The sequence below is a fragment of the Bradyrhizobium sp. AUGA SZCCT0177 genome (assembly GCF_018130125.1).
Taxonomy (GTDB): domain Bacteria; phylum Pseudomonadota; class Alphaproteobacteria; order Rhizobiales; family Xanthobacteraceae; genus Bradyrhizobium.
In genome coordinates this window covers 160,744-178,905 of record NZ_JAFCMA010000005.1, presented here as the reverse complement: position 1 = coordinate 178,905, position 18,162 = coordinate 160,744, and the positions used below count along the sequence as shown (strand labels likewise).

18 protein-coding genes and 1 tRNA gene are annotated in these 18,162 nt (G+C 62.2%); 12 read left to right on the top strand and 7 right to left on the bottom strand.

The genetic code is table 11. The features are described from left to right. Positions 1-76: 76 nt before the first annotated feature. Complete coding sequence (locus tag JQ597_RS08065; protein WP_212263669.1) at positions 77-712, bottom strand: hypothetical protein; 636 nt, start codon at positions 710-712, stop codon at positions 77-79. A gap of 366 nt (positions 713-1,078) precedes the next feature. On the opposite strand from JQ597_RS08065, the gene JQ597_RS08060 reads away from it, so the two are divergent. Further along, complete coding sequence (locus JQ597_RS08060; protein WP_212263668.1) at positions 1,079-1,387, top strand: hypothetical protein; 309 nt, start codon at positions 1,079-1,081, stop codon at positions 1,385-1,387. Between the two features lie 122 nt (positions 1,388-1,509). Here JQ597_RS08060 and JQ597_RS08055 read toward each other — a convergent pair whose 3' ends face one another. Next, positions 1,510-2,049: a PRC-barrel domain-containing protein gene (locus tag JQ597_RS08055; RefSeq protein ID WP_212263667.1), complete on the bottom strand. Its 540-nt coding sequence runs from the start codon at positions 2,047-2,049 to the stop codon at positions 1,510-1,512. A gap of 408 nt (positions 2,050-2,457) precedes the next feature. On the opposite strand from JQ597_RS08055, the gene JQ597_RS08050 reads away from it, so the two are divergent. Continuing rightward, on the top strand, positions 2,458-2,700 hold the full coding sequence (locus tag JQ597_RS08050; RefSeq protein WP_212263666.1) for a hypothetical protein: 243 nt from the start codon (positions 2,458-2,460) through the stop codon (positions 2,698-2,700). Positions 2,701-3,030: 330 nt separating this feature from the next. Here the strand turns inward: JQ597_RS08050 and JQ597_RS08045 are convergent, their stop codons facing one another. Together JQ597_RS08045 and JQ597_RS08040 are read right to left on the bottom strand one after the other, a co-directional pair. Continuing rightward, the gene (locus tag JQ597_RS08045) at positions 3,031-3,375 is read right to left on the bottom strand and encodes a hypothetical protein (protein WP_212263665.1); all 345 of its coding nucleotides are present in this window, start codon (positions 3,373-3,375) and stop codon (positions 3,031-3,033) included. A gap of 212 nt (positions 3,376-3,587) precedes the next feature. Continuing rightward, positions 3,588-3,681, bottom strand: a tRNA-Ser gene (locus JQ597_RS08040). A 991-nt stretch (positions 3,682-4,672) separates the two neighbouring features. Between JQ597_RS08040 and JQ597_RS08035 the strand changes: the two genes are divergently transcribed. Together JQ597_RS08035 and JQ597_RS08030 are read left to right on the top strand one after the other, a co-directional pair. Next, a complete protein-coding gene (locus JQ597_RS08035; protein WP_212263664.1) occupies positions 4,673-6,229 on the top strand; it encodes a porin in 1,557 nt (518 codons plus the stop codon). 224 nt (positions 6,230-6,453) lie between these two features. Further along, positions 6,454-6,720 carry a DUF3551 domain-containing protein gene (locus JQ597_RS08030; RefSeq protein WP_212263663.1) on the top strand — a complete coding sequence of 89 codons (267 nt, stop codon included), beginning with the start codon at positions 6,454-6,456 and terminating at the stop codon, positions 6,718-6,720. 36 nt (positions 6,721-6,756) lie between these two features. Here the strand turns inward: JQ597_RS08030 and JQ597_RS08025 are convergent, their stop codons facing one another. Continuing rightward, on the bottom strand, positions 6,757-8,976 hold the full coding sequence (locus JQ597_RS08025) for a lytic transglycosylase domain-containing protein (RefSeq protein WP_212263776.1): 2,220 nt from the start codon (positions 8,974-8,976) through the stop codon (positions 6,757-6,759). A gap of 370 nt (positions 8,977-9,346) precedes the next feature. On the opposite strand from JQ597_RS08025, the gene dapA reads away from it, so the two are divergent. The 4 genes from dapA to JQ597_RS08005 all read left to right on the top strand — a co-directional run bounded on the left by dapA (position 9,347) and on the right by JQ597_RS08005 (position 11,896). Next, positions 9,347-10,237: a 4-hydroxy-tetrahydrodipicolinate synthase gene (dapA, locus tag JQ597_RS08020; RefSeq protein WP_212038330.1), complete on the top strand. Its 891-nt coding sequence runs from the start codon at positions 9,347-9,349 to the stop codon at positions 10,235-10,237. 42 nt (positions 10,238-10,279) lie between these two features. Next, the gene (gene mscL / locus JQ597_RS08015; RefSeq protein ID WP_212263662.1) at positions 10,280-10,696 is read left to right on the top strand and encodes a large conductance mechanosensitive channel protein MscL; all 417 of its coding nucleotides are present in this window, start codon (positions 10,280-10,282) and stop codon (positions 10,694-10,696) included. Between the two features lies 1 nt (position 10,697). Next, the gene (smpB, locus tag JQ597_RS08010; protein ID WP_027537130.1) at positions 10,698-11,171 is read left to right on the top strand and encodes an SsrA-binding protein SmpB; all 474 of its coding nucleotides are present in this window, start codon (positions 10,698-10,700) and stop codon (positions 11,169-11,171) included. A gap of 149 nt (positions 11,172-11,320) precedes the next feature. Then, a complete protein-coding gene (locus JQ597_RS08005; RefSeq protein WP_212263661.1) occupies positions 11,321-11,896 on the top strand; it encodes a peroxiredoxin in 576 nt (191 codons plus the stop codon). Between the two features lie 87 nt (positions 11,897-11,983). Here JQ597_RS08005 and JQ597_RS08000 read toward each other — a convergent pair whose 3' ends face one another. Both JQ597_RS08000 and JQ597_RS07995 read right to left on the bottom strand, forming a co-directional pair. Next, positions 11,984-12,637, bottom strand: a complete 654-nt coding sequence (locus JQ597_RS08000; protein WP_212263660.1) for a uracil-DNA glycosylase — start codon at positions 12,635-12,637, stop codon at positions 11,984-11,986. 122 nt (positions 12,638-12,759) lie between these two features. Continuing rightward, positions 12,760-13,392 (bottom strand): LabA-like NYN domain-containing protein, encoded by a 633-nt coding sequence (locus JQ597_RS07995; protein ID WP_192733620.1) that lies wholly within the window; start codon positions 13,390-13,392, stop codon positions 12,760-12,762. A 349-nt stretch (positions 13,393-13,741) separates the two neighbouring features. Here JQ597_RS07995 and rpoZ point away from each other — a divergent pair, with 349 nt between their 5' ends. From rpoZ to acpS, 4 genes are all read left to right on the top strand, one after another. Further along, complete coding sequence (gene rpoZ, locus JQ597_RS07990; RefSeq protein ID WP_074276225.1) at positions 13,742-14,134, top strand: DNA-directed RNA polymerase subunit omega; 393 nt, start codon at positions 13,742-13,744, stop codon at positions 14,132-14,134. A 298-nt stretch (positions 14,135-14,432) separates the two neighbouring features. Further along, complete coding sequence (locus JQ597_RS07985; RefSeq protein ID WP_212263659.1) at positions 14,433-16,724, top strand: RelA/SpoT family protein; 2,292 nt, start codon at positions 14,433-14,435, stop codon at positions 16,722-16,724. A gap of 29 nt (positions 16,725-16,753) precedes the next feature. Then, a complete protein-coding gene (locus tag JQ597_RS07980) occupies positions 16,754-17,521 on the top strand; it encodes a pyridoxine 5'-phosphate synthase (protein WP_212038336.1) in 768 nt (255 codons plus the stop codon). Next, positions 17,518-17,937, top strand: a complete 420-nt coding sequence (gene acpS, locus JQ597_RS07975; RefSeq protein WP_212263658.1) for a holo-ACP synthase — start codon at positions 17,518-17,520, stop codon at positions 17,935-17,937. Before JQ597_RS07980 ends, acpS begins: the two co-directional genes overlap by 4 nt. The last annotated feature ends 225 nt before the right edge of the window (positions 17,938-18,162 follow it).

Below are 18,162 nucleotides of genomic sequence, written 5' to 3'. Positions count from 1 at the left end.
GCGGGCGCGTTTGAGCACAGAGGCCGCTTGCAAGCTCGAACTACGCCGTTAGGATTCGAGGTTTAGGGCTTATCCGCTAGAGGTTGCGCAGGATCTCTCGTCCTCCGAGCAGCGCTTGCACCAGCTCGACATTGCCGTTGGGGCAGGTCATGCCACCGTCGGCGTCGAAGAACTCCGCCTTGAACTCGGGCCGAACTTCCGCGATCCAGGAACTCACCGGCAGCGCGACCTCGACGTGCTCGGCGTCTTTCCAGCCGCGTGCGTCGGCGTTCCCGCGCACGATGGTCGTGTGATCATCAATGACGAAGTACCTTGCGTGGACGTTCCGGCCGACTTCGATAAAGCCGTGATTGTAGGTCGAACTCAGTACACCATCGATCCGCGCGTCCCTGGCGATCCTGATGTCGGCGCTGCTCGCGACCAGGTTCTTGCAGCGCAGGTCGCGGCCGACAGCAAGGAAGCAGGCCGGCGTATCGATCTCCCAATTGAAGAGGGTGCCGTTGACGATCAAATCCTTCTCGGCCCAGATGCCCGCGACACCATTCCAAAAAAGCGCATCAAGGTCGAGGTCACCCTCAATGATGGCGTCCTCGGCATAGTGACGGATACTGCGGCCGTCGTCGTCATAGTCGTGGTACGAAAAATGGCTTTCCAGTCCCAACCGGTCAACCACGTCCGCGATCGCAAGCGTCTCGAACGGCGAATTTGGCAAGTTTACTCTCCCTTCGGCCACGAAGACCTACGGGATGAGTGACGCGTGAGGGTTGGAAGGTTCAAATGTGAGCACCGTCCGGGTGCTCGTCGACGACCGCATGCCTTGTCGCGTCGCCGAAATTGCGAATCCCGTCCAGGCAAACAAATCCGCGCCGGCCGGGGACGCCAGGAAGTCGGCGACGCCCCAGCACCGAGGCGAGCAGAAACGGCCCCAGCCTCGGGGTTAGGACGCTGAGGCCGTTTCCATATGTCCGGTATCCTCCAGACGGAACGTTCAACGCCGGCCATTGCCACTTGTTCCCGAATGCTGGAACTTAACAGGGTTCTCGCTGTTGTGTGCAGGGCAACAGCGTGGGCGCGGATGATGAAATGGATGCTCGTGGTCCTGGTCGGCGGCATCACCCCCGTGAATACAAACCTGGTGTTCGAGAAGTTCTCCGAGTGTCTCGCCGCGGAAGAACAGATGCGCAAGCACTATGCTGATGCATTCGAGGCTTGGGACCGCGGGGCTGCCGTCAACTTCGAGCGTCGGCGCGAGTATGCCAGAGCACGTGACGTGCAAGCCAAACGGCTGTTAAGCAACGTGGGCACCTGTGTGCCCCACGGGACTGGCGAACTCCAGCCCGCGCCGCCACAAACGTCGACGACGCCCCCGGCCAGCCCCCGAAGTTAGCGTTTGTCGTTATCCGGACAGGATCCGGAGAAAATGACGTAGCCGCGCAGCGGCGGAAGTCCCCCGGCCGTGATCATCGTTAAGAAAAAGGGGGCCCAGGATGGGCCCCCTCAATTTCGAGCCTAGTTGTAATCCGAATATTTGAACTGCGGCATCGCCTTGAGCTGCTCCTTGGTGCCGCTCATCACGGCATGATCGGGTACCCAATCATTGGCGCCGGCCGTGCGCGCGGGGGCGGGAGCTGTGGCCGCGCCGGTAGTGCTATCACGCGTGGTCGCCGGAGCGGTTGTCGTCGCCGGAGCGGTTGACGCGGTCCGGGCGGGCTCTTCCATGAACTTCAACTTGTCCATGGAAACGGCGATGTCGTGCTCGCCCATTCCCAGGAAGCCGCCGACGCCGATAACGACAGCACTAACCTTGCCGTTTTTGTCCAGGATGATTTCGTTGACATCACCCAACTTTTCATTGGCTTCATTGTAGACGTCGAGGCCCATGAGCTTCGACGCGCGCCAGTTTCCCTTGAGCATCATCTTGGTGTTGGAAGCCGCCGGGCTGGTGGTCGCGGCCGGGGCAGCGCGATCAGCAGGCTGAGCGGTCTGGGCATAAGCCGGGGTGCTAATTACGGCAACACTCAAAAGAGCGGCAGTGACGAGAGTCTTCATTTCATCCTCCAGGGTTTAAACAGTTCTTGGAGAACAGAACAGAAGATCAAATGTTCCAGCGGGCCAGAGGAAGCCGACAGCCCGCCGCACACGACGTGGCGGGGCGGTCGCCGTGCCGCGGCTTGCTCGCTAGACCGGGAACAAGTGGCAATTGGGCAGGTTAGTCCCTGTGATCGGCAGGGTTTTTCTTTGCCCGGCGTTTTTGATTTGCGCCGGCTCATTCAAAATCAGTGGCCGCGGAACGATTGGTACTCGCACTCGTTTGCGTTCGTTATCAACCGATGGGATGGCAGCACTCAGCGTGCAGCTTTCGACTGATCCGAACGCCAGGAACTTATCCTCACTTCCTCGCTTTTCCCTGCAAGGTATCGTTCAGGCCTTTGACCTGTTGGCCGCAGGACGTCGACAATGGAGAGCACTTTAGTCAGGCGCGACCAGTTCAATATCACTCCGCAAGGCATCGTGCATAAGCCGACCGACGCAGCCTTCACGCCATATCCGGGCGATCCCTTTTCGGGAATCGAACGCTCAGGTCAACTCGCAAACAGACATCCGAATGGAAGCGGCTTCAGGGCTGAGGACGTAAGGCGGATGATGCGCGAGCTTTGGGCTGAATACGTCACGAGCAATCCGCAACTGTTTAACCTATGAGACGTCCGCGGGCCGGGTGGGATCGAGGTCGTCAAGGCGGCGAGCTGACGACAACGCTGGTTGCTGCCGCGGCGAAGCCTCAAAAAAAGAACGGCCTCAGCGCACGGGGGGGAAGCGCGCTGAAGCCGTTTAGGGGTCCTATGTCCGTGTCTTTCAGACGCGGGATAACGCCAAGAATTGCCACTTGTTCCCGGGCATAGGGAAGAAAGATTGCAGCATCCTGGTGAGCCGAAGCAGCACTTTCAGCCGCTTGAGCCATTCCTGTAAAGTTTGCGCCCGGAACAAGATATGAGGCTGGCTATCCCCCGGACCGATGCGCACGCGCGATGATTATTCGCAGCGTTGTTTTTCGCAACGTGTTGCTAACCCTGACTTGAGCCTGCCGGAGATCTCATCCGGCGGGTTTTTTCGTTGGCGGTTTCTGGCGACGTTCGGACTCCGAAAAGGAATCGGAACCCAGCGCTCACGGCACCAGAACGCGATTTGCATCACGCATAGACGGCTGAAGGAGATGAGATCGGACCAGCCGTCACGCGGCAACTGCTCGCCGGGATTGATTGCGACCTGCCTGAACTCAGGCATTGCCTGCCAGATGAAAGTGATCGTCCCCAATATCTGGATGGCAGGCAGCAGCAGATAGAGGGCGGATTTGCGAGGCTCGTTGTTCGCGTTCATCCGGGGTGATGATATCCGTCAATCAGTGCCGGTCTAAGACTGGCGCATGATCGTTTTTTACGGATGCAAGTGTGTTGTCGAAGCAAGAGCAAGGCGGCGAGGGGAGAACGTTCGAACCAGCCTGCCGTTGCCGTTTCGCAGCTATGGGGCGGCAACCGCCTTCGCTTGGGCTTCACCGCGGCACGCCGCGCCGAAGCGTAAGCGAAGGCGGGTGGCGGAGCCGGAGGGATTCGAACCCTCGATAGGGCTTTACAACCCTATAACGGTTTAGCAAACCGCCGCCTTCAGCCACTCGGCCACAGCTCCGTAAGGGCGGATATGCCCGACGCGGGGGCGGGCCGCAAGCGGCAGATTCAGGTTACGCCGGGGCCATTTAGCGACGCTGCCGCCTCCCGGCACGGCTGGTACGCCAATTCGCATCTAGCGGCGCCGGTTTGAGAGGCTTCCTTGAGGGCTTCGGAAGCCCCCGTGCGGCCAGGCGGTCAGGCGGCGTCCGTTCAATAAAGCCGGCTTTGGGATCATTTCGCGCGCGTGCTGGCTTTGACGTCTTCAAAATGCGGGATCCGTTGATTCACGCGACACGCTTTCAGCGATTCGGCGCCACCCACCGCGGATTCTGATGAGGCGGGTTAGCCGCAAAGGTAAAGGCGCGTTTCGGCCGCCAGGTAATAGGGACTTTTGCAATCCTGGGGCGGTTCCGCAGAGCTGTTCGTGGCCGCACCCGTTCCGGTAATGCGACACCCGCGGCCTCTGAGCCTTTATATGGTTGCGATGGATATATGGCGGCGAACGGGCATTACGGCGGTCGTTTCGCCGATTCTACGTTTCACCACGGGTGTGACGGTCTGACGGGGATTCGGTGATTTCGGGTGCTCGATTCGACGCTGCGACATGCCCGAGGAGGGAAAACCGCCCGCCGGCCGGCCGCCAGCAACAATTCGGGAGGCAAATGGAACTTTTAAAAAATGTCTATTTGAAACAATTAGTTACGGAGAAAGTCCGATCACGTCCGCGTGTTATTTGTGCAACACCCTCTGGAAAAGGCGCTGAGTCATGCGTCTGGAAGCGGTTCCTTTGTTGCGTGTGCAGAAGTCCTCGGTAATTGTGATCACGCGACGGAGGGGGGCATCCCGAGGTCGTCCCGTTAGGTGGTTCGCTTAAGTCCCTCGCGTTAAGCGGGAGTGGTCCGAAGGCGCGAAGCGACTAAGCGGGTTTCATGGGATTAAGGGAACCAACCTTAGGGTGTTTGCACCCGGCGGATCCGGAACCTTCCCTACAGAGCAACTTGGAGGTTATCATGAAGATGGTTAAGAGCCTTATTCTCGGCTCAGCGGCGGGTCTCCTCGCCATGAGTGGAGCTCAGGCTGCCGATCTTCCCGTCAAGGCCAAAGCGGTCGAGTACGTGAGGATCTGCTCCCTGTACGGTGCTGGTTTCTACTACATCCCCGGCACGGACACCTGCATCAAGCTGGGTGGCTACCTGCGCGTTGAAGTGGCGCTCGGCACCAACTCGGTGTTCGGCGGTGCTTACCAGACCCAGGCCGGCGCTCAAAATCGCCTGTCGAACTATTACACCGCTCGTTCCCGCCAGGACCTGAACATCGATACGCGCACGGCGACCGAATACGGCGTCCTCCGCACCTACTTCGATGCGACGTTCTCCTGGACGTCGGGCGCCTACGCCGGTAACGGCCTCGGCGGCACGTTCTACTCTGGCGCTGCGCAGGCCGGCGGCTTCGGTGGCGTTGGCAACCCGTCTGACGGCGGTCTCTCGGGCGGTTCACTCGGCGTCTACCATGCGTTCATCCAGTTCGCTGGGTTCACGATGGGTAAGACGATCTCGCAGTTCGACGCTCCCTGGAACAACTATCCGGGCAACAACTTCGACGGTCTCGTCGGCGGCAGCGGCATGGTCACTGGTGTGAACCAGTTCACCTACACCGCTCAGTTCGGCAACGGTATCTCGGGCACCGTGTCGCTCCAGGATCAGACCCAGTACTCTCAGGCCAACGTGATCAACACGAGTGCAGGCCTCGTCGCCCCCGCAGCCTTCGCAGGTGGCGGCTACGGTGCCAGCGATATCGGCGGCTCAAGGGTTCCGGATATCATCGGCGTGCTCAAGGCCGATCAGGCTTGGGGTATGGTCCAGTTGTCGGCAGTGGGGCATAACATTCATGCTGCTTACTACGGTGCCACTGAACCCACCGGTCATCCCAGCGACACGTGGGGCTGGGCTGTCCAGGGTGCCTTGCAGATCAAGAACATCCCGACCGGCCCCGGCGACACGATCAACATCCAGGCGGTCTACACCGACGGTGCAACCCGCTATAACTTCCAGAACCTTGCTCCGCAGGGCTTCGCGATGTACGGCGGCACCGGTGTACCGGGCGCCTATCAGAGCGTTGGCCTCGCTGCAGTAGCTGACGGGATCTTCGGATTGGGAACCGGCATTTCCAAGGTTCAGACCTGGGGTATGCGCGGTGCCTTCAACCACAACTGGGATCCCTACTGGAGTTCGTCGCTTTACGGAGCTTACGCCCAGCTTAAGTATGGTAACGGCGGAACTGCTCTGCTCTGCGGCCCCGGCGGCGCTCTCACAGGCCTCGTAGGCGCTGCGGGTATCACCACCTGTAACCCGGACTTCAACGTCGCCCAGCTCGGTCTCATCACTCGCTGGACGCCTGTGAAGGGCCTGACCTTCTCGGCGGATGTTACCTATACCCATCTCGACCAGAAGTTTGTTGGCTTGATTGCTCCCGCAGCCCAGGCTGGTATCGCGAAGCCGGCAGCTGTGTACGAGCTGAAGGACCAGAACACCGTCAGCATGCTGCTCCGCGCTCAGCGCAACTGGTAATCCAGTTCGTCTGATCAACGTCTAAGCGAGCCCCCGGCGGGAAACTGCCGGGGGCTTTGCTTTGTTCGGCAAGACATTGCGCGAGGTTTGCTCGCGCCACGACAAGTTGACGCGAGCATCAAGTGGCGCGATCGGGTGCCTGATGTAGGGTGCCGGTCGGTCGGATGTTACCGGAAGCCATTTCCCGGGCTTCAAGAAAGACCACCCTTCAGAGGTGACACACGATGCGTTGTTTGTTCTCGATCGCCGTCGCGCTTTCTGCTGCCGTTTCGACCGGCATCAGGACGGCTTCAGCCCAGGCACGGGACTATCCGTTCTGCATCAAGGGCGCCAATTACGTTAGCTCGGTGGGGGATTGCAGTTTCGATACCTACCAGCAGTGTCTGGACACCGCGTCGGGCCGCTACGCCTTTTGCGACCGCAATCCCTACTTTGCCCAAACGAGCAAACCGAACGTTGCGAAACGGAGGATTCGGAGCGGGCAGCAGTAGGCAAGACCGCCCCGGGGGCACGCTCGTGCGACGGCGCTACTCGACGCTGGAGCCGCGCCGCAAATCGGCTTCGATCTGAAGCCTGGTCCCGCCGCCGAACCGCGCACGGTAGACCTGCAGGTTCTCCATGATCCGCTGCACGTAGTTTCGCGTTTCGGAGAACGGGATCTGTTCGACCCAGTCGACCGCGTCGACCTTGGGGTCGCGCGGATCGCCATAGCGCTCGATCCATTTCTTGACGCTGCCGCGGCCGGCATTGTACCCGGCGAAGGTCAGGATGTAGGAGCCGCGATAGTCCTCGAGCAGGCCGCCGAGCTCGGCGGCGCCCATTGCGGCGTTGTAGACCGGATCGGTCTTCATCCGGTTGAGGTCGAAGCTGACGCCGGCCCGTTTGGCGACATAGCGCCCGGCGTCCGGCGTCACCTGCATCAGCCCGTAGGCCTGCGCCGGCGAGACGACGGCCTGGTTGAAGGCGCTTTCCTGCCGGCAGATGGCGTAGACAACGCTTTGCTCGACCTCGGGGCCGATCTGCTTGAACGATGGGATGCCGTTGACGGGATAGGCGTAGTGGTCGAACGGCAGGCCGCGATTGAGGGCGGCCTTGCCGAGCAACAGCATGCCGCGTGCATCCGTGTAGCGCGCGGTCAGCTCGCCGAGCCCGGCCAGCGCGTCAGGATCGCCGTTCTCGCCCATGTCGCCGAAAATCGGGATGGCGAGCTCGCGCTCCTGGAGCTCATAGAGCAATTGCACCGCGCGCACGATCTCGAGCCGCTCGGCGCCGCGCCCGCGGGGGACGCCGTTCAGTTCGATCTGCGGCAATCCAAGTTTGGCGCGCGCCAGCTGGCCGTAATAGCTGGTCGACTGTTCGGCAGCCCTTGTGTAGGCGGCGCGGGCCTCCTGGGCGCGGCCGGCGGCTTCCGCGGCACGGCCTTGCCAATAGCCGGCGCGGGCCAGCGCGGTCGGGTTCACGCTGCCGACGCCGATCCGCGCGAAATGCTGGGCGGCCACCGCTGGGTCTTTGAGGAAGCGCAGCGCAATCCAGCCGGCGGTGAACTCCTGCTCGGTCTTGTAGATGTCGCGCGAGGGCAGGGCGGCATCCCGCGCGATCAGATAGGCGTTGCGATGTTCGCCGACGTCCATCATCTTGCGCGCCAGGAGCCGCCGCTCGATCCACCATTCGTTGAGATTGTGCAGGCGGCCCGGATCCTTCGGCGCGCTCAGCATCAGCTGGGCGGCCTCGGCAAATTTCTCCTCGCGACGCAGCAGCTGGATCCTGGCAAAGGTGTAACCGGGATCGCCGTGCAGTTCGCGCGGCACCGCGTCCAGCAAGGCCCGGAGGTTCGAGCCCTTCTTGTTGGCAGCGATGCGCGCCTTGGCCAAGGCCATGTGGCCCGCACCCAGCCGCTTCGCAGCGCGCAGGCCGCCGGCTTCCTGCTCGGTGCCATAGAGCAGAAAATCCATCCGCGCCTTGTGATCGCCGGCCGTCAGCAGGGCGCCGAACAGATCGAGCGCGGCGTTTTCGGTGTCCTCCGACATGCCGTCGTGCCGCCAGGCATCGCGCACCAGGCGTTCCGCATTGGCGCGATCGCCGCGTCCGATCATCACCCGCGCCAGCGCGAACTTGCCCTTGGCGGAGATCGGCGATTCGTTTTCGAACCACGACCACACCGTGGCGTCGTCGCGGCGGTCGTCCCACAGCGCGGCCTCGATGCGCCGGCGCAGGAAGGTCTGCGAAGGCCAGCTCGGATTGGCCGAAACGAAAGTGCGATAGCGCTCGACCGAAGCGCCATTGTCATCGCTGCGAAGGATCACCCATTCCGCAAGCTTGCGGGCGACGGGATCGGAAATCGCGGCCTGTGCTTGCGTCGCATCCCCCGGTTTGCGCTTTCGAATGAGCTCGATGACGTTCTCCAGCGCGTCCTTGTCGGACTGCGAGGTCGACGACGTCGCGGCAACCGCGGCGGCGGTCACGGGCTTGCGCGTGGCGGGCAGGGCGGCGTGCTGGCGCGTCGCAGGCGCCAGCACCGGTGCTGGAATTGGCGCGGCGGGAGCCGTCGTTGCGGGCGCAGCATGTTGCGTCGGGATCGCAGCCGTCGGGTTTGCAGGTGTGAGGCTTGCAGGTGTGGCGCTTGCAGGGGTGGCACTTGCAGGGGTGGTCTTGGGGACCACGTTGCGGGCGATCGGACGCGGCTTCGGCAATGGAACTTTCGGCTGGGCCCAGGCCTCCACCGACATTGCAGATAGCCCGACCGCCATCACCAGACCTGTCGCCAGTGCGGTCGATCGCAATGCGGCTGCGCGGGCGGAGCGGGTCACGGATTTCCTCTGCGGCGGCGAATCACTCAATCGCTCAAGCCTTAGGTCTATTTGATTGAATATGTGGACAAAATGCTAAAAACGTCGCGGCCCGGAGTGTTTGCGCCAACACCACGGCAAAATCGCGGCTGCGGCGTTTTCGAGTCTTCCGGATTCGATCCGGGAACGTTTGCGCCTCGCGGCCGGAAAATGCGTCAAAAACAAAGGCCTGTGGTCATATCCTTCGGCCCTTTCGCCAGATCGCCAGACCCGATATGAATTGGCTGGTCATTTTTAGCCGTGCCGTCACGAACGCGTTGGGAGGAAATCCATGGCAGCCAAGACAAAATTCCAGGGATCCTTCACCGCCTTGGTCACGCCATTCAAGAACGGTTCGCTCGACGAGGCGGCGTTCCGCGGTCTCGTCAGCTGGCAAATCGAGCAGGGTTCGCACGGTCTCGTTCCCGTCGGTACCACCGGCGAAAGCCCGACGCTGAGCCATGCTGAGCATCACCGTGTGGTCGAGATCTGTATCGAGGAGGCAAAGGGGCGCGTGCCTGTCATCGCCGGGGCGGGCTCGAACTCCACGCGCGAGGCCGTCGATCTGGCTGTCCACGCCGAGAAGGCCGGCGCCGATGCCGTGCTGGTGGTAACGCCGTATTACAACAAGCCGACCCAGGAAGGGATGTATCAGCACTTCAAGGCGGTGAATGACGCGATCGGCATCCCGATCATCATCTACAACATCCCGCCGCGCTCCGTCGTCGATATGTCCGTCGAGACCATGACCCGGTTGTTCGAGTTGAAGAACATCGCCGGCGTCAAGGACGCCACCGCCAATCTCGCCCGGGTGTCGCAACAGCGCCATGCGATGGGACCGGATTTTATCCAGCTCTCCGGTGAGGACATGACGGCGCTGGCCTACATGGCGGCGGGCGGACATGGTTGCATTTCGGTGGTCGCCAACGTGGCGCCGAAACTGTGCGCCGAGCTGATGACGGCCGTCCTGAAGGGCGATTTCGCCACCGGACTGAAGCTTCAAGACCGGTTGACGCCGCTGCACGATGCCGTCTTCAAGGAGCCGGGCCTCGCGGGAGCCAAGCATGGCCTCAAGCTGTTGGGACGGCTGGAAGAAGAAGTGCGTCTGCCGCTGATGAATGTGACGCCGCCAACCGGCAAGGTGATCCGCGACGCCATGGTCCATGCCGGCCTGATCAACTAAGGCCGGCCTCTCACTTCGCCTGATGCACGAAGGAAACCGACTATGTTGAAGGAATTTCGCGAATTTGCGATGAAGGGCAACGTGGTCGACCTTGCCGTCGGCGTCATTATCGGTGCGGCCTTCGGCGCCATCGTGACCTCGCTGGTCGGCGACGTCATCATGCCGATCATCGGTGCGATCACCGGGGGTCTCGACTTCTCCAATTATTTCACCGGATTGTCGAAGTCGGTGACGGCGACCAATCTGGCCGATGCCAAGAAGCAGGGCGCCGTGCTGGCCTGGGGCAGCTTCCTGACCCTGACACTGAATTTCGTCATCATCGCCTTCGTGCTGTTCATCGTCATTCGCGCCATGAACACGCTGAAGCGCAAGGATGAGGCCGCGCCCGCGGCACCGCCGAAGCCGACGCGCCAGGAAGAGCTGCTGACCGAGATCCGCGATCTCCTCAAGAAGAGCTAACGTGGCCGAGAAGAACGAGCGCCCGATCAAGGTCGTCGCCGAGAACCGCAAGGCCCGGTTCAACTATGCGATCGAGGACACCATCGAGACCGGCATCGCGCTGACCGGCACCGAGGTGAAATCAATTCGCAACGGCAAGACCACCATTGCGGAGTCCTATGCGGACACCAAGGACGGCGAGATCTGGCTGATCAACGCCAATATCCCCGAATATCTGCAGGCCAACCGATTCAACCACGAGCCCAAGCGGCCGCGCAAACTGCTGCTGCACCGCAAGCAAATCAACAAGCTGATGGGCGCGGTCGATCGCGACGGCATGACGCTGATTCCGCTAAAACTCTATTTCAACGAGCGCGGCCGCGCCAAGCTGCTGCTGGCGGTGGCCAAGGGCAAGAAGCTGCACGACAAGCGCGAGAGCGAGAAGAAACGCGACTGGGGCCGGGAAAAAGGCCGCTTGCTGCGGGCGCGGGGGTAGCGGCTACCTAATGTCTTCCGTCATTGCGAGCGAAGCGAAGCAATTCATCGTGCGGCCAAGGAAGAATAGATTGCTTCGTCGCAAGTGCTCCCTTGCGCAAACGCTTCGCGTTTGTCGCAGGCAATGACAGCCGTTGGAGAGTTACCGAAATGAATCAAAAAAATCTGCTGGAAGTCGACTGGAGCAAGATTCCGGCGCCGTCGGATGATGGCGCAGCCGCCCATCTGGTAGGCTTGGCGATCCCGCCGCTCAGCCTGATGGCGACCGACGACAATTCGGTAACGCTGTCGGCGTTGCCGGGCAGGGTCGTCGTATTCGCCTATCCCCGCACCGGCGAGCCCGGCAAGATCAGTCTGGTCGATGATTGGGACATGATCCCGGGCGCGCGCGGCTGCACGCCGCAGACCTGCTCGTTCCGCGATCTGTTCGCCGATCTGAAGGCGGCCGGCGCCAGGCACGTCTTCGGCCTGTCGACGCAATGCAACATCTACCAGACCGAAATGGCGTCGCGGCTGCATCTGCCGTTCCCGGTGCTGTCGGATGAGAAGCTGACGCTGACCCGCGCCTTGAAATTGCCGACCATGGAGGTGGCGGGGCTGACGCTGATCAAGCGGCTGGCGCTGATCATCGATGGCGGGCGCATCAGCCACGTGTTCTATCCGGTGTTTCCGCCGGACCGGAATGCCGGCGACGTGCTGGCGTGGCTGAAGGAAAACCGGGTTTGATCTTGTAGGGTGGGCAAAGCGAAGCGTGCCCACCATGCTCGTTTCGATGAAGATGGTGGGCACGGCGCAAGCGCGCCTTTGCCCACGCTACGAATCCAGATCCGCCCTTACTTTCGCAAACACATTGCGAAACATTTCCGGCGTCAGCACGCGCGTATTGGTGTTGTAGCGGGAGCAGTGATAGCTGTCGTAGAGCCTGAGCGCGCCGGCCGTATGCACGGCGCCGTGCGCAAATGGCACCGCGGCGTTTCGCAGCCCCAGCGCTTTCACCGTCGATTCATGGGCGATGCGCCCGAGCGCCACGATGGCGCGAAGTTTTGGCATGCCGGCGATGGTCGTGATCAGGAATTGCCGGCAGGTGTTGATCTCGACCGGCAGCGGCTTGTTCTGCGGCGGCACACAGCGCACCGCGTTGCTGATCCGGCAGTCGGCCAGCCGCAACCCGTCGTCGGGCCGTGCCTGATAGCTGCCTTTGGCAAAGCCATGTTCCAGCAAGGTCGCATAGAGCAGGTCGCCGGCGTAGTCGCCGGTGAAGGGGCGTCCGGTGCGATTGGCGCCCTGCAGGCCCGGTGCGAGCCCCACGATCAATAGCCGGGCCTTCGGATCGCCGAACGAGGCCACCGGAGCATTGTGCCAGCCCGGCTCGCGCAGGCGCGCCTGCCCACGAAATTCGGCGAGCCGCGGGCAGAGCGGGCAGTTGCGGTCGGGTTCGGTTGCGGGAAGGGCGGCGACGCTAGCCATCTACGACCATAGCGTTTTCGAGCGCAGCGGATACCGGATGGTGTCAAGAAAACGCGTCACGACAAAAGCCAAAGCCCGGTTCTGATTCCAGAACCGGGCTCTAGCAGTGCAGCGGATCATTCTCAATCTTCGAAATCGTCGTCGCCGGCGGCCCGCGGCGCCATGGTGGTGGCGCGCTGCAGGAATTGCGGGGCGTGATGACGCGGCTCGCGCGGAGCCGGGCGCTCCGAGGGGTCACGGCCGAGCTTCGATTGCAGTTCGACCAGATCGGTGAAGACGTCGGCCTGGCGGCGCAGCTCGTCGGCGATCATCGGCGGCTGGCTCGAAATCGTCGACACCACCGTGACGCGAACGCCGCGCCGCTGCACGGCTTCAACCAGGGAGCGAAAATCGCCGTCGCCGGAGAACAGCACGATCTGATCGACGTGCTCGGCGAGCTCCATGGCATCGACGGCGAGCTCGATGTCCATATTGCCCTTCACCTTGCGGCGGCCGCTGGCGTCTATGAATTCCTTGGTCGCCTTGGTGACGACGGTGTAGCCATTATAGTCGAGCCAGTCGATCAAAGGACGGATCGATGAATATTCCTGATCTTCGATGATCGCCGTGTAGTAGAACGCCCGCACTAGCGTACCGCGACTCTGGAATTCCTTGAGAAGGCGCTTGTAGTCGATGTCGAAGCCGAGTGTCTTTGCGGTTGCATAGAGATTGGCGCCGTCGATGAAGAGCGCGATCTTGTTGGAAACGGGTGACATCAAAGGGTTCTCGCGTTGTTGTTACGTTTTTAGCGCAGCGGGAATCGACCGCGCGCACTTTCCAGTTCAGCTGCCTAAAGTTCGGTGAATCTTTCCCCACGACAATCACCACTGCAATTATGGTGAGGCGAGGGCGAAATACCTAGTCTTTTGACGTTGTAAGGAGAGAATACTTGTCCCGAACGGTGTCCCGCCGTCTTCGGACGCTCCGGCCCTTCTGGCCCCGGAGATGGTTACCAGAGCCCATTAAGAAGGCAAATCACAAATTTAGTCTTGCGAAACCCCATCCGCCCCTATAACTAGCCCCCATAACCGACATATTGGGCCCCATTTAACGGAGCGACAGTCTATGGCGCGCGTCACCGTGGAAGATTGCATTGATAAGGTCGACAACCGGTTCGACCTGGTCCTGCTGGCAGCACATCGCGCCCGTATGATCTCGTCCGGATCACAACTCACAGTTGACCGCGACAACGACAAGAATCCGGTCGTTTCGCTGCGGGAAATCGCCGACTCCTCGATCTCCCCGGAAGACCTGCGCGAGGAACTGGTTCATTCCCTGCAGAAATTCGTCGAAGTCGATGAGCCTGAGCCCGATACCGTGCCTTTGATCGGCTCGGCCGGCGCCAGCGTCGATGCCGACGACACCGAGGTCGCGGTCGAGCGCATGACCGAAGAAGAGCTCCTGAAGGGCCTCGAGGGCCTGGCGCCGCCGGAAGAGCAGCCCGAAGAGGACGAATAGACCCGGCAACGGGACGTCCCGAACACCCTGATCTGACAAAGGCCCGGACATTCGTCCGGGCCTTTGCTTTTGTTGACATTTTTTCAGGTACGGTGCGTGCTTGGCGGATGGGTGCGAGATCGCCTGAACCGGGTTGGCGGCAGCTTGGCCGGGTTCGGCATCACAATCGTCCCAAGCCATGCGAAATTGATCGTTCGCGGACCCCTAACGGGGTGCAGCTTCGCTCGAAATCGCATTAGTGTTCTTGAGGCATTCTTGCAGCGGGCCGAGCTCGGCGCGCGGATGAGGCAGTAATTCGATGGCGTTCTGGCGCCGCATATCCCGGCAAATGCAGGCTGCGACCGATTCGGTCGCGGTGGCGCCGGCCTTGCCCGCGGTGGAGCGGCCCAAATCCCCCCGCTCGCGCATGATGCGGCAATACGATCTGGTCGAGCGTGTCCGCTCGTACAATCCGGACACCGACGAAGACCTGCTTAATCGCGCCTATGTCTACGCCATGAAGGCGCACGGCACCCAGACCCGCGCATCGGGCGATCCTTATTTCTCGCATCCGCTCGAGGTCGCGGCGATCCTCACCGGCCTCAAGCTCGATGATGCCACCATCGTCGCAGCGCTGCTGCACGACACCATTGAGGACACCGAGGCGACGCGCGCAGAGATCGACAACGTGTTCGGCCACGAGATCGGCGCTCTGGTGGAGGGCCTCACCAAACTGAAGCGGCTGGAGCTGGTTTCGCGCGAGGCCAAGCAGGCCGAGAACCTGCGCAAGCTGCTGCTGGCGATCGCCGACGATGTCCGCGTGCTGCTGATCAAGCTCGCCGACCGCCTGCACAACATGCGGACCCTGGAATTCGTGCCGCACGCCTCGCGTCGCAGGATCGCCGAGGAGACGCTCGACATCTATGCGCCGCTCGCCGGCCGCATGGGCATGCAGGAAATGCGCGAAGAGCTCGAGGACCTGTCGTTCCACACGCTCGATCCCGAAGCCTATGCGGTGGTGATGCAGCGGCTCGACGCACTGGCCGAGCGCAACCGCAATCTGATCGGCGAGATCGAAAGCCAGCTCTCGAAGAATTTGCAGAAGAACGGCATCACCGCGCGGGTCTATGGCCGCCGCAAGCAGCCATTTTCGATCTGGACCAAGATGGAGCGCAAGTCGGTCGGCTTCGAACAATTGTCCGATATCTACGGTTTCCGCGTCGTGATGGGTGACGTCGAATCCTGCTATCGCGCGCTCGGCGTCGTCCATACCACCTGGCCGGTGGTGCCGGGGCGCTTCAAGGACTACATCTCGACGCCGAAGCAGAACGACTATCGTTCGCTCCACACCACCGTGATCGGTCCCGGCCAGCAGCGCGTCGAATTGCAGATCCGCACCGAGGAGATGAACCAGATCGCCGAATTCGGCATCGCTGCGCATGCGTTCTACAAGGAGGGGGAGGGCTCGCCGACCGAGCGGCTCAAGCACGAGTCCAACGCCTTTGCCTGGTTGCGCCACACCGTCGGCATCCTGTCCGAAAGCGCCAATCCGGAAGAGTTCCTGGAGCACACCAAGCTCGAACTGTTCCACGACCAGGTGTTCTGCTTCACCCCGAAGGGCAAGCTGATCGCGCTGCCGCGTCAGGCCAACGTGATCGACTTCGCCTATGCGGTGCATACCGACGTCGGCAACAGCGCGGTCGGCTGCAAGATCAACGGTAAATTCGCGCCATTGTCGTCCGAATTGCAGAACGGCGACGAGGTCGAGGTCCTGACCTCGCAGGCGCAGGCGGCGCCGCCGTCGGCCTGGGAGTCGCTCGCGGTCACCGGCAAGGCGCGGGCGGCGATCCGCCGCGCCACCCGGACCGCCGTGCGCGATCAATATGCCGGACTTGGCCGCCGTATCGTCGACCGCCTGTTTGCCCGCGCCAAGATCGAATACGCCGATGACAAGCTGAAGGGCGCGCTGCCCCGGCTGGCGCGCGCCTCGATCGAAGACGTGATGGCCTCCGTCGGGCGCGGCGAACTGAAGGCGTCCGACGTCGCGCGGGCGATGTATCCGGACTACAAGGAAGAGCGGATGGTGCGTTACGGGGCCAAGAGAAGCCTCGCGGACAAGCTGAAGCTGAAATCGCCGCCGCATCCGGCGCGCAGCGCGTCGGTGATCCCGGTGCGTGGCCTCAATTCCGACCTGCCGGTCAAGTTCGCCCCGAACGGCGGCGCGGTGCCGGGCGACCGCATTGTCGGCATCGTTTCACCGGGTGAGGGGATCACGATCTATCCGATCCAGTCGCCGGCGCTGAAGGATTTCGAGGAAGAGCCGGAGCGCTGGCTCGACGTGCGCTGGGACGTCGACGAGACCATGCCGCAACGTTTTCCGGCGCGGATTCTCGTGCATAACGTCAACGAGCCCGGCAGCCTTGCCCAGGTCGCCACCGTGATCGCCGAGCATGACGGCAATATCGACAATATCAGCATGTCGCGCCGCTCCCCCGATTTCACCGAGCTGACCATCGATCTCGAGGTCTATGACCTGAAGCATCTCAGCGCTATCATCGCCCAGTTGCGCGCCAAGGCCGTCGTCGCACGGGTCGAGCGTGTTAATGGGTAACTTCGCCCACAGGATTCCAAGAGAGTGAAATGCCGAAAGCTCTTCCGCTGCGCCTCGGGGTCAATGTCGATCACGTCGCTACCTTGCGTAACGCACGGGGCGGCGCGCGGCCCGATCCGGTGCGCGCCGCGCTGACCGCGATCGAGGCGGGGGCCGACGGCATCACCGCGCATCTGCGCGAAGACCGCCGCCATATCCGCGACACCGACATGGCGCGCCTCAAGGCCGAAATCTCAAAACCCCTGAATTTCGAGATGGCGGCGACCGAGGACATGCTGCGGATTTCGCTGGCGACCAGGCCGCACGCGGTCTGCCTGGTTCCCGAGCGCCGCGAAGAACTCACCACCGAAGGCGGGCTTGACGTGGTCGGCCAGCACAATGCGCTGGCGCCGTTCATCGCGCGCCTGAACGATGCCGGCATCCGGGTGTCGCTGTTCATCGCCGCCGATCCCGCCCAGATCGAGATGGCCGCGCGCCTGCGGGCGCCGGTGATCGAAATCCATACCGGCGGCTGGTGTGACGCGGTGGTGGATGGCCATGCCGCCAAGGCCGAGGCGGAATGGCAGCGCATTGTCGCGGGAGCGAAGCTGGCGCGCGCCGCGGGGCTTGAGGTTCATGCCGGCCACGGGCTCGACTATGACACGGCCGAGACCATCGCCGCTCTGCCCGAACTCGCCGAGCTCAACATCGGCTATTTCATGATGGGGGAGGCGCTGTTCGTCGGCCTCGGCGAAACCGTCCGCAGCATGCGCGCGGCGATGGACCGCGGGCGCCAGCGCAGCGTGGCTCCGACATGATCATCGGCATCGGCTCCGACCTGATCGACATCACGCGGGTTGCCAAGGTGATCGAACGCCATGGCGAGCGCTTCCTCGAGCGCATCTTCACCGACGCCGAGCGCGCCAAGGCCGCGCGCCGCGCCAACAACGAGAAGATGGTGGTCGCGACCTATGCCAAAAGATTCGCGGCCAAGGAGGCCTGTTCCAAGGCACTCGGCACCGGCATCCGCCAGGGCGTCTGGTGGCGGGATATGGGGGTGGTGAACCTGCCGGGCGGCCGTCCCACCATGAAGCTGACCGGCGGGGCGCTGGCCCGGCTCGAGAAGCTGACGCCGGAGGGGTTCGAGGCCCGGATCGACCTTTCCATCACCGACGACTGGCCGCTGGCGCAGGCCTTCGTCATAATTTCGGCGGTCGTTCCGGGCAAATCATAGGGCAGGCGGCCGTTCGCGCCGGGGGACCGACATAAAACTAAAAAACATTGATTTATCAATGTATTACGAAGTTTTATCGAGGCGCTTGATTGCACGGCCGCGAACAACCGTCTAAAACGCCGCGGCGACACTACCGAGCCAGGGCGAATTCGGGTTTTGCGCCGGAATTTGCCTTCAACATCAGTATCGAAGACCATTTTCTTGACGCGAACGGAACTCTCGATT

Coding starts and splice junctions, on each gene's coding strand:
- JQ597_RS08060 (WP_212263668.1), top strand. CDS start 1,079: ATGAAATGGATGCTCGTGGTCCTGGTCGGCGGCATCACCCCCGTGAAT.
- JQ597_RS08055 (WP_212263667.1), bottom strand. CDS start 2,049: ATGAAGACTCTCGTCACTGCCGCTCTTTTGAGTGTTGCCGTAATTAGC.
- JQ597_RS08050 (WP_212263666.1), top strand. CDS start 2,458: ATGGAGAGCACTTTAGTCAGGCGCGACCAGTTCAATATCACTCCGCAA.
- JQ597_RS08045 (WP_212263665.1), bottom strand. CDS start 3,375: ATGAACGCGAACAACGAGCCTCGCAAATCCGCCCTCTATCTGCTGCTG.
- JQ597_RS08035 (WP_212263664.1), top strand. CDS start 4,673: ATGAAGATGGTTAAGAGCCTTATTCTCGGCTCAGCGGCGGGTCTCCTC.
- JQ597_RS08030 (WP_212263663.1), top strand. CDS start 6,454: ATGCGTTGTTTGTTCTCGATCGCCGTCGCGCTTTCTGCTGCCGTTTCG.
- JQ597_RS08025 (WP_212263776.1), bottom strand. CDS start 8,976: ATGGCGGTCGGGCTATCTGCAATGTCGGTGGAGGCCTGGGCCCAGCCG.
- dapA (WP_212038330.1), top strand. CDS start 9,347: ATGGCAGCCAAGACAAAATTCCAGGGATCCTTCACCGCCTTGGTCACG.
- mscL (WP_212263662.1), top strand. CDS start 10,280: ATGTTGAAGGAATTTCGCGAATTTGCGATGAAGGGCAACGTGGTCGAC.
- JQ597_RS08005 (WP_212263661.1), top strand. CDS start 11,321: ATGAATCAAAAAAATCTGCTGGAAGTCGACTGGAGCAAGATTCCGGCG.
- JQ597_RS08000 (WP_212263660.1), bottom strand. CDS start 12,637: ATGGCTAGCGTCGCCGCCCTTCCCGCAACCGAACCCGACCGCAACTGC.
- JQ597_RS07995 (WP_192733620.1), bottom strand. CDS start 13,392: ATGTCACCCGTTTCCAACAAGATCGCGCTCTTCATCGACGGCGCCAAT.
- rpoZ (WP_074276225.1), top strand. CDS start 13,742: ATGGCGCGCGTCACCGTGGAAGATTGCATTGATAAGGTCGACAACCGG.
- JQ597_RS07985 (WP_212263659.1), top strand. CDS start 14,433: ATGGCGTTCTGGCGCCGCATATCCCGGCAAATGCAGGCTGCGACCGAT.
- JQ597_RS07980 (WP_212038336.1), top strand. CDS start 16,754: ATGCCGAAAGCTCTTCCGCTGCGCCTCGGGGTCAATGTCGATCACGTC.
- acpS (WP_212263658.1), top strand. CDS start 17,518: ATGATCATCGGCATCGGCTCCGACCTGATCGACATCACGCGGGTTGCC.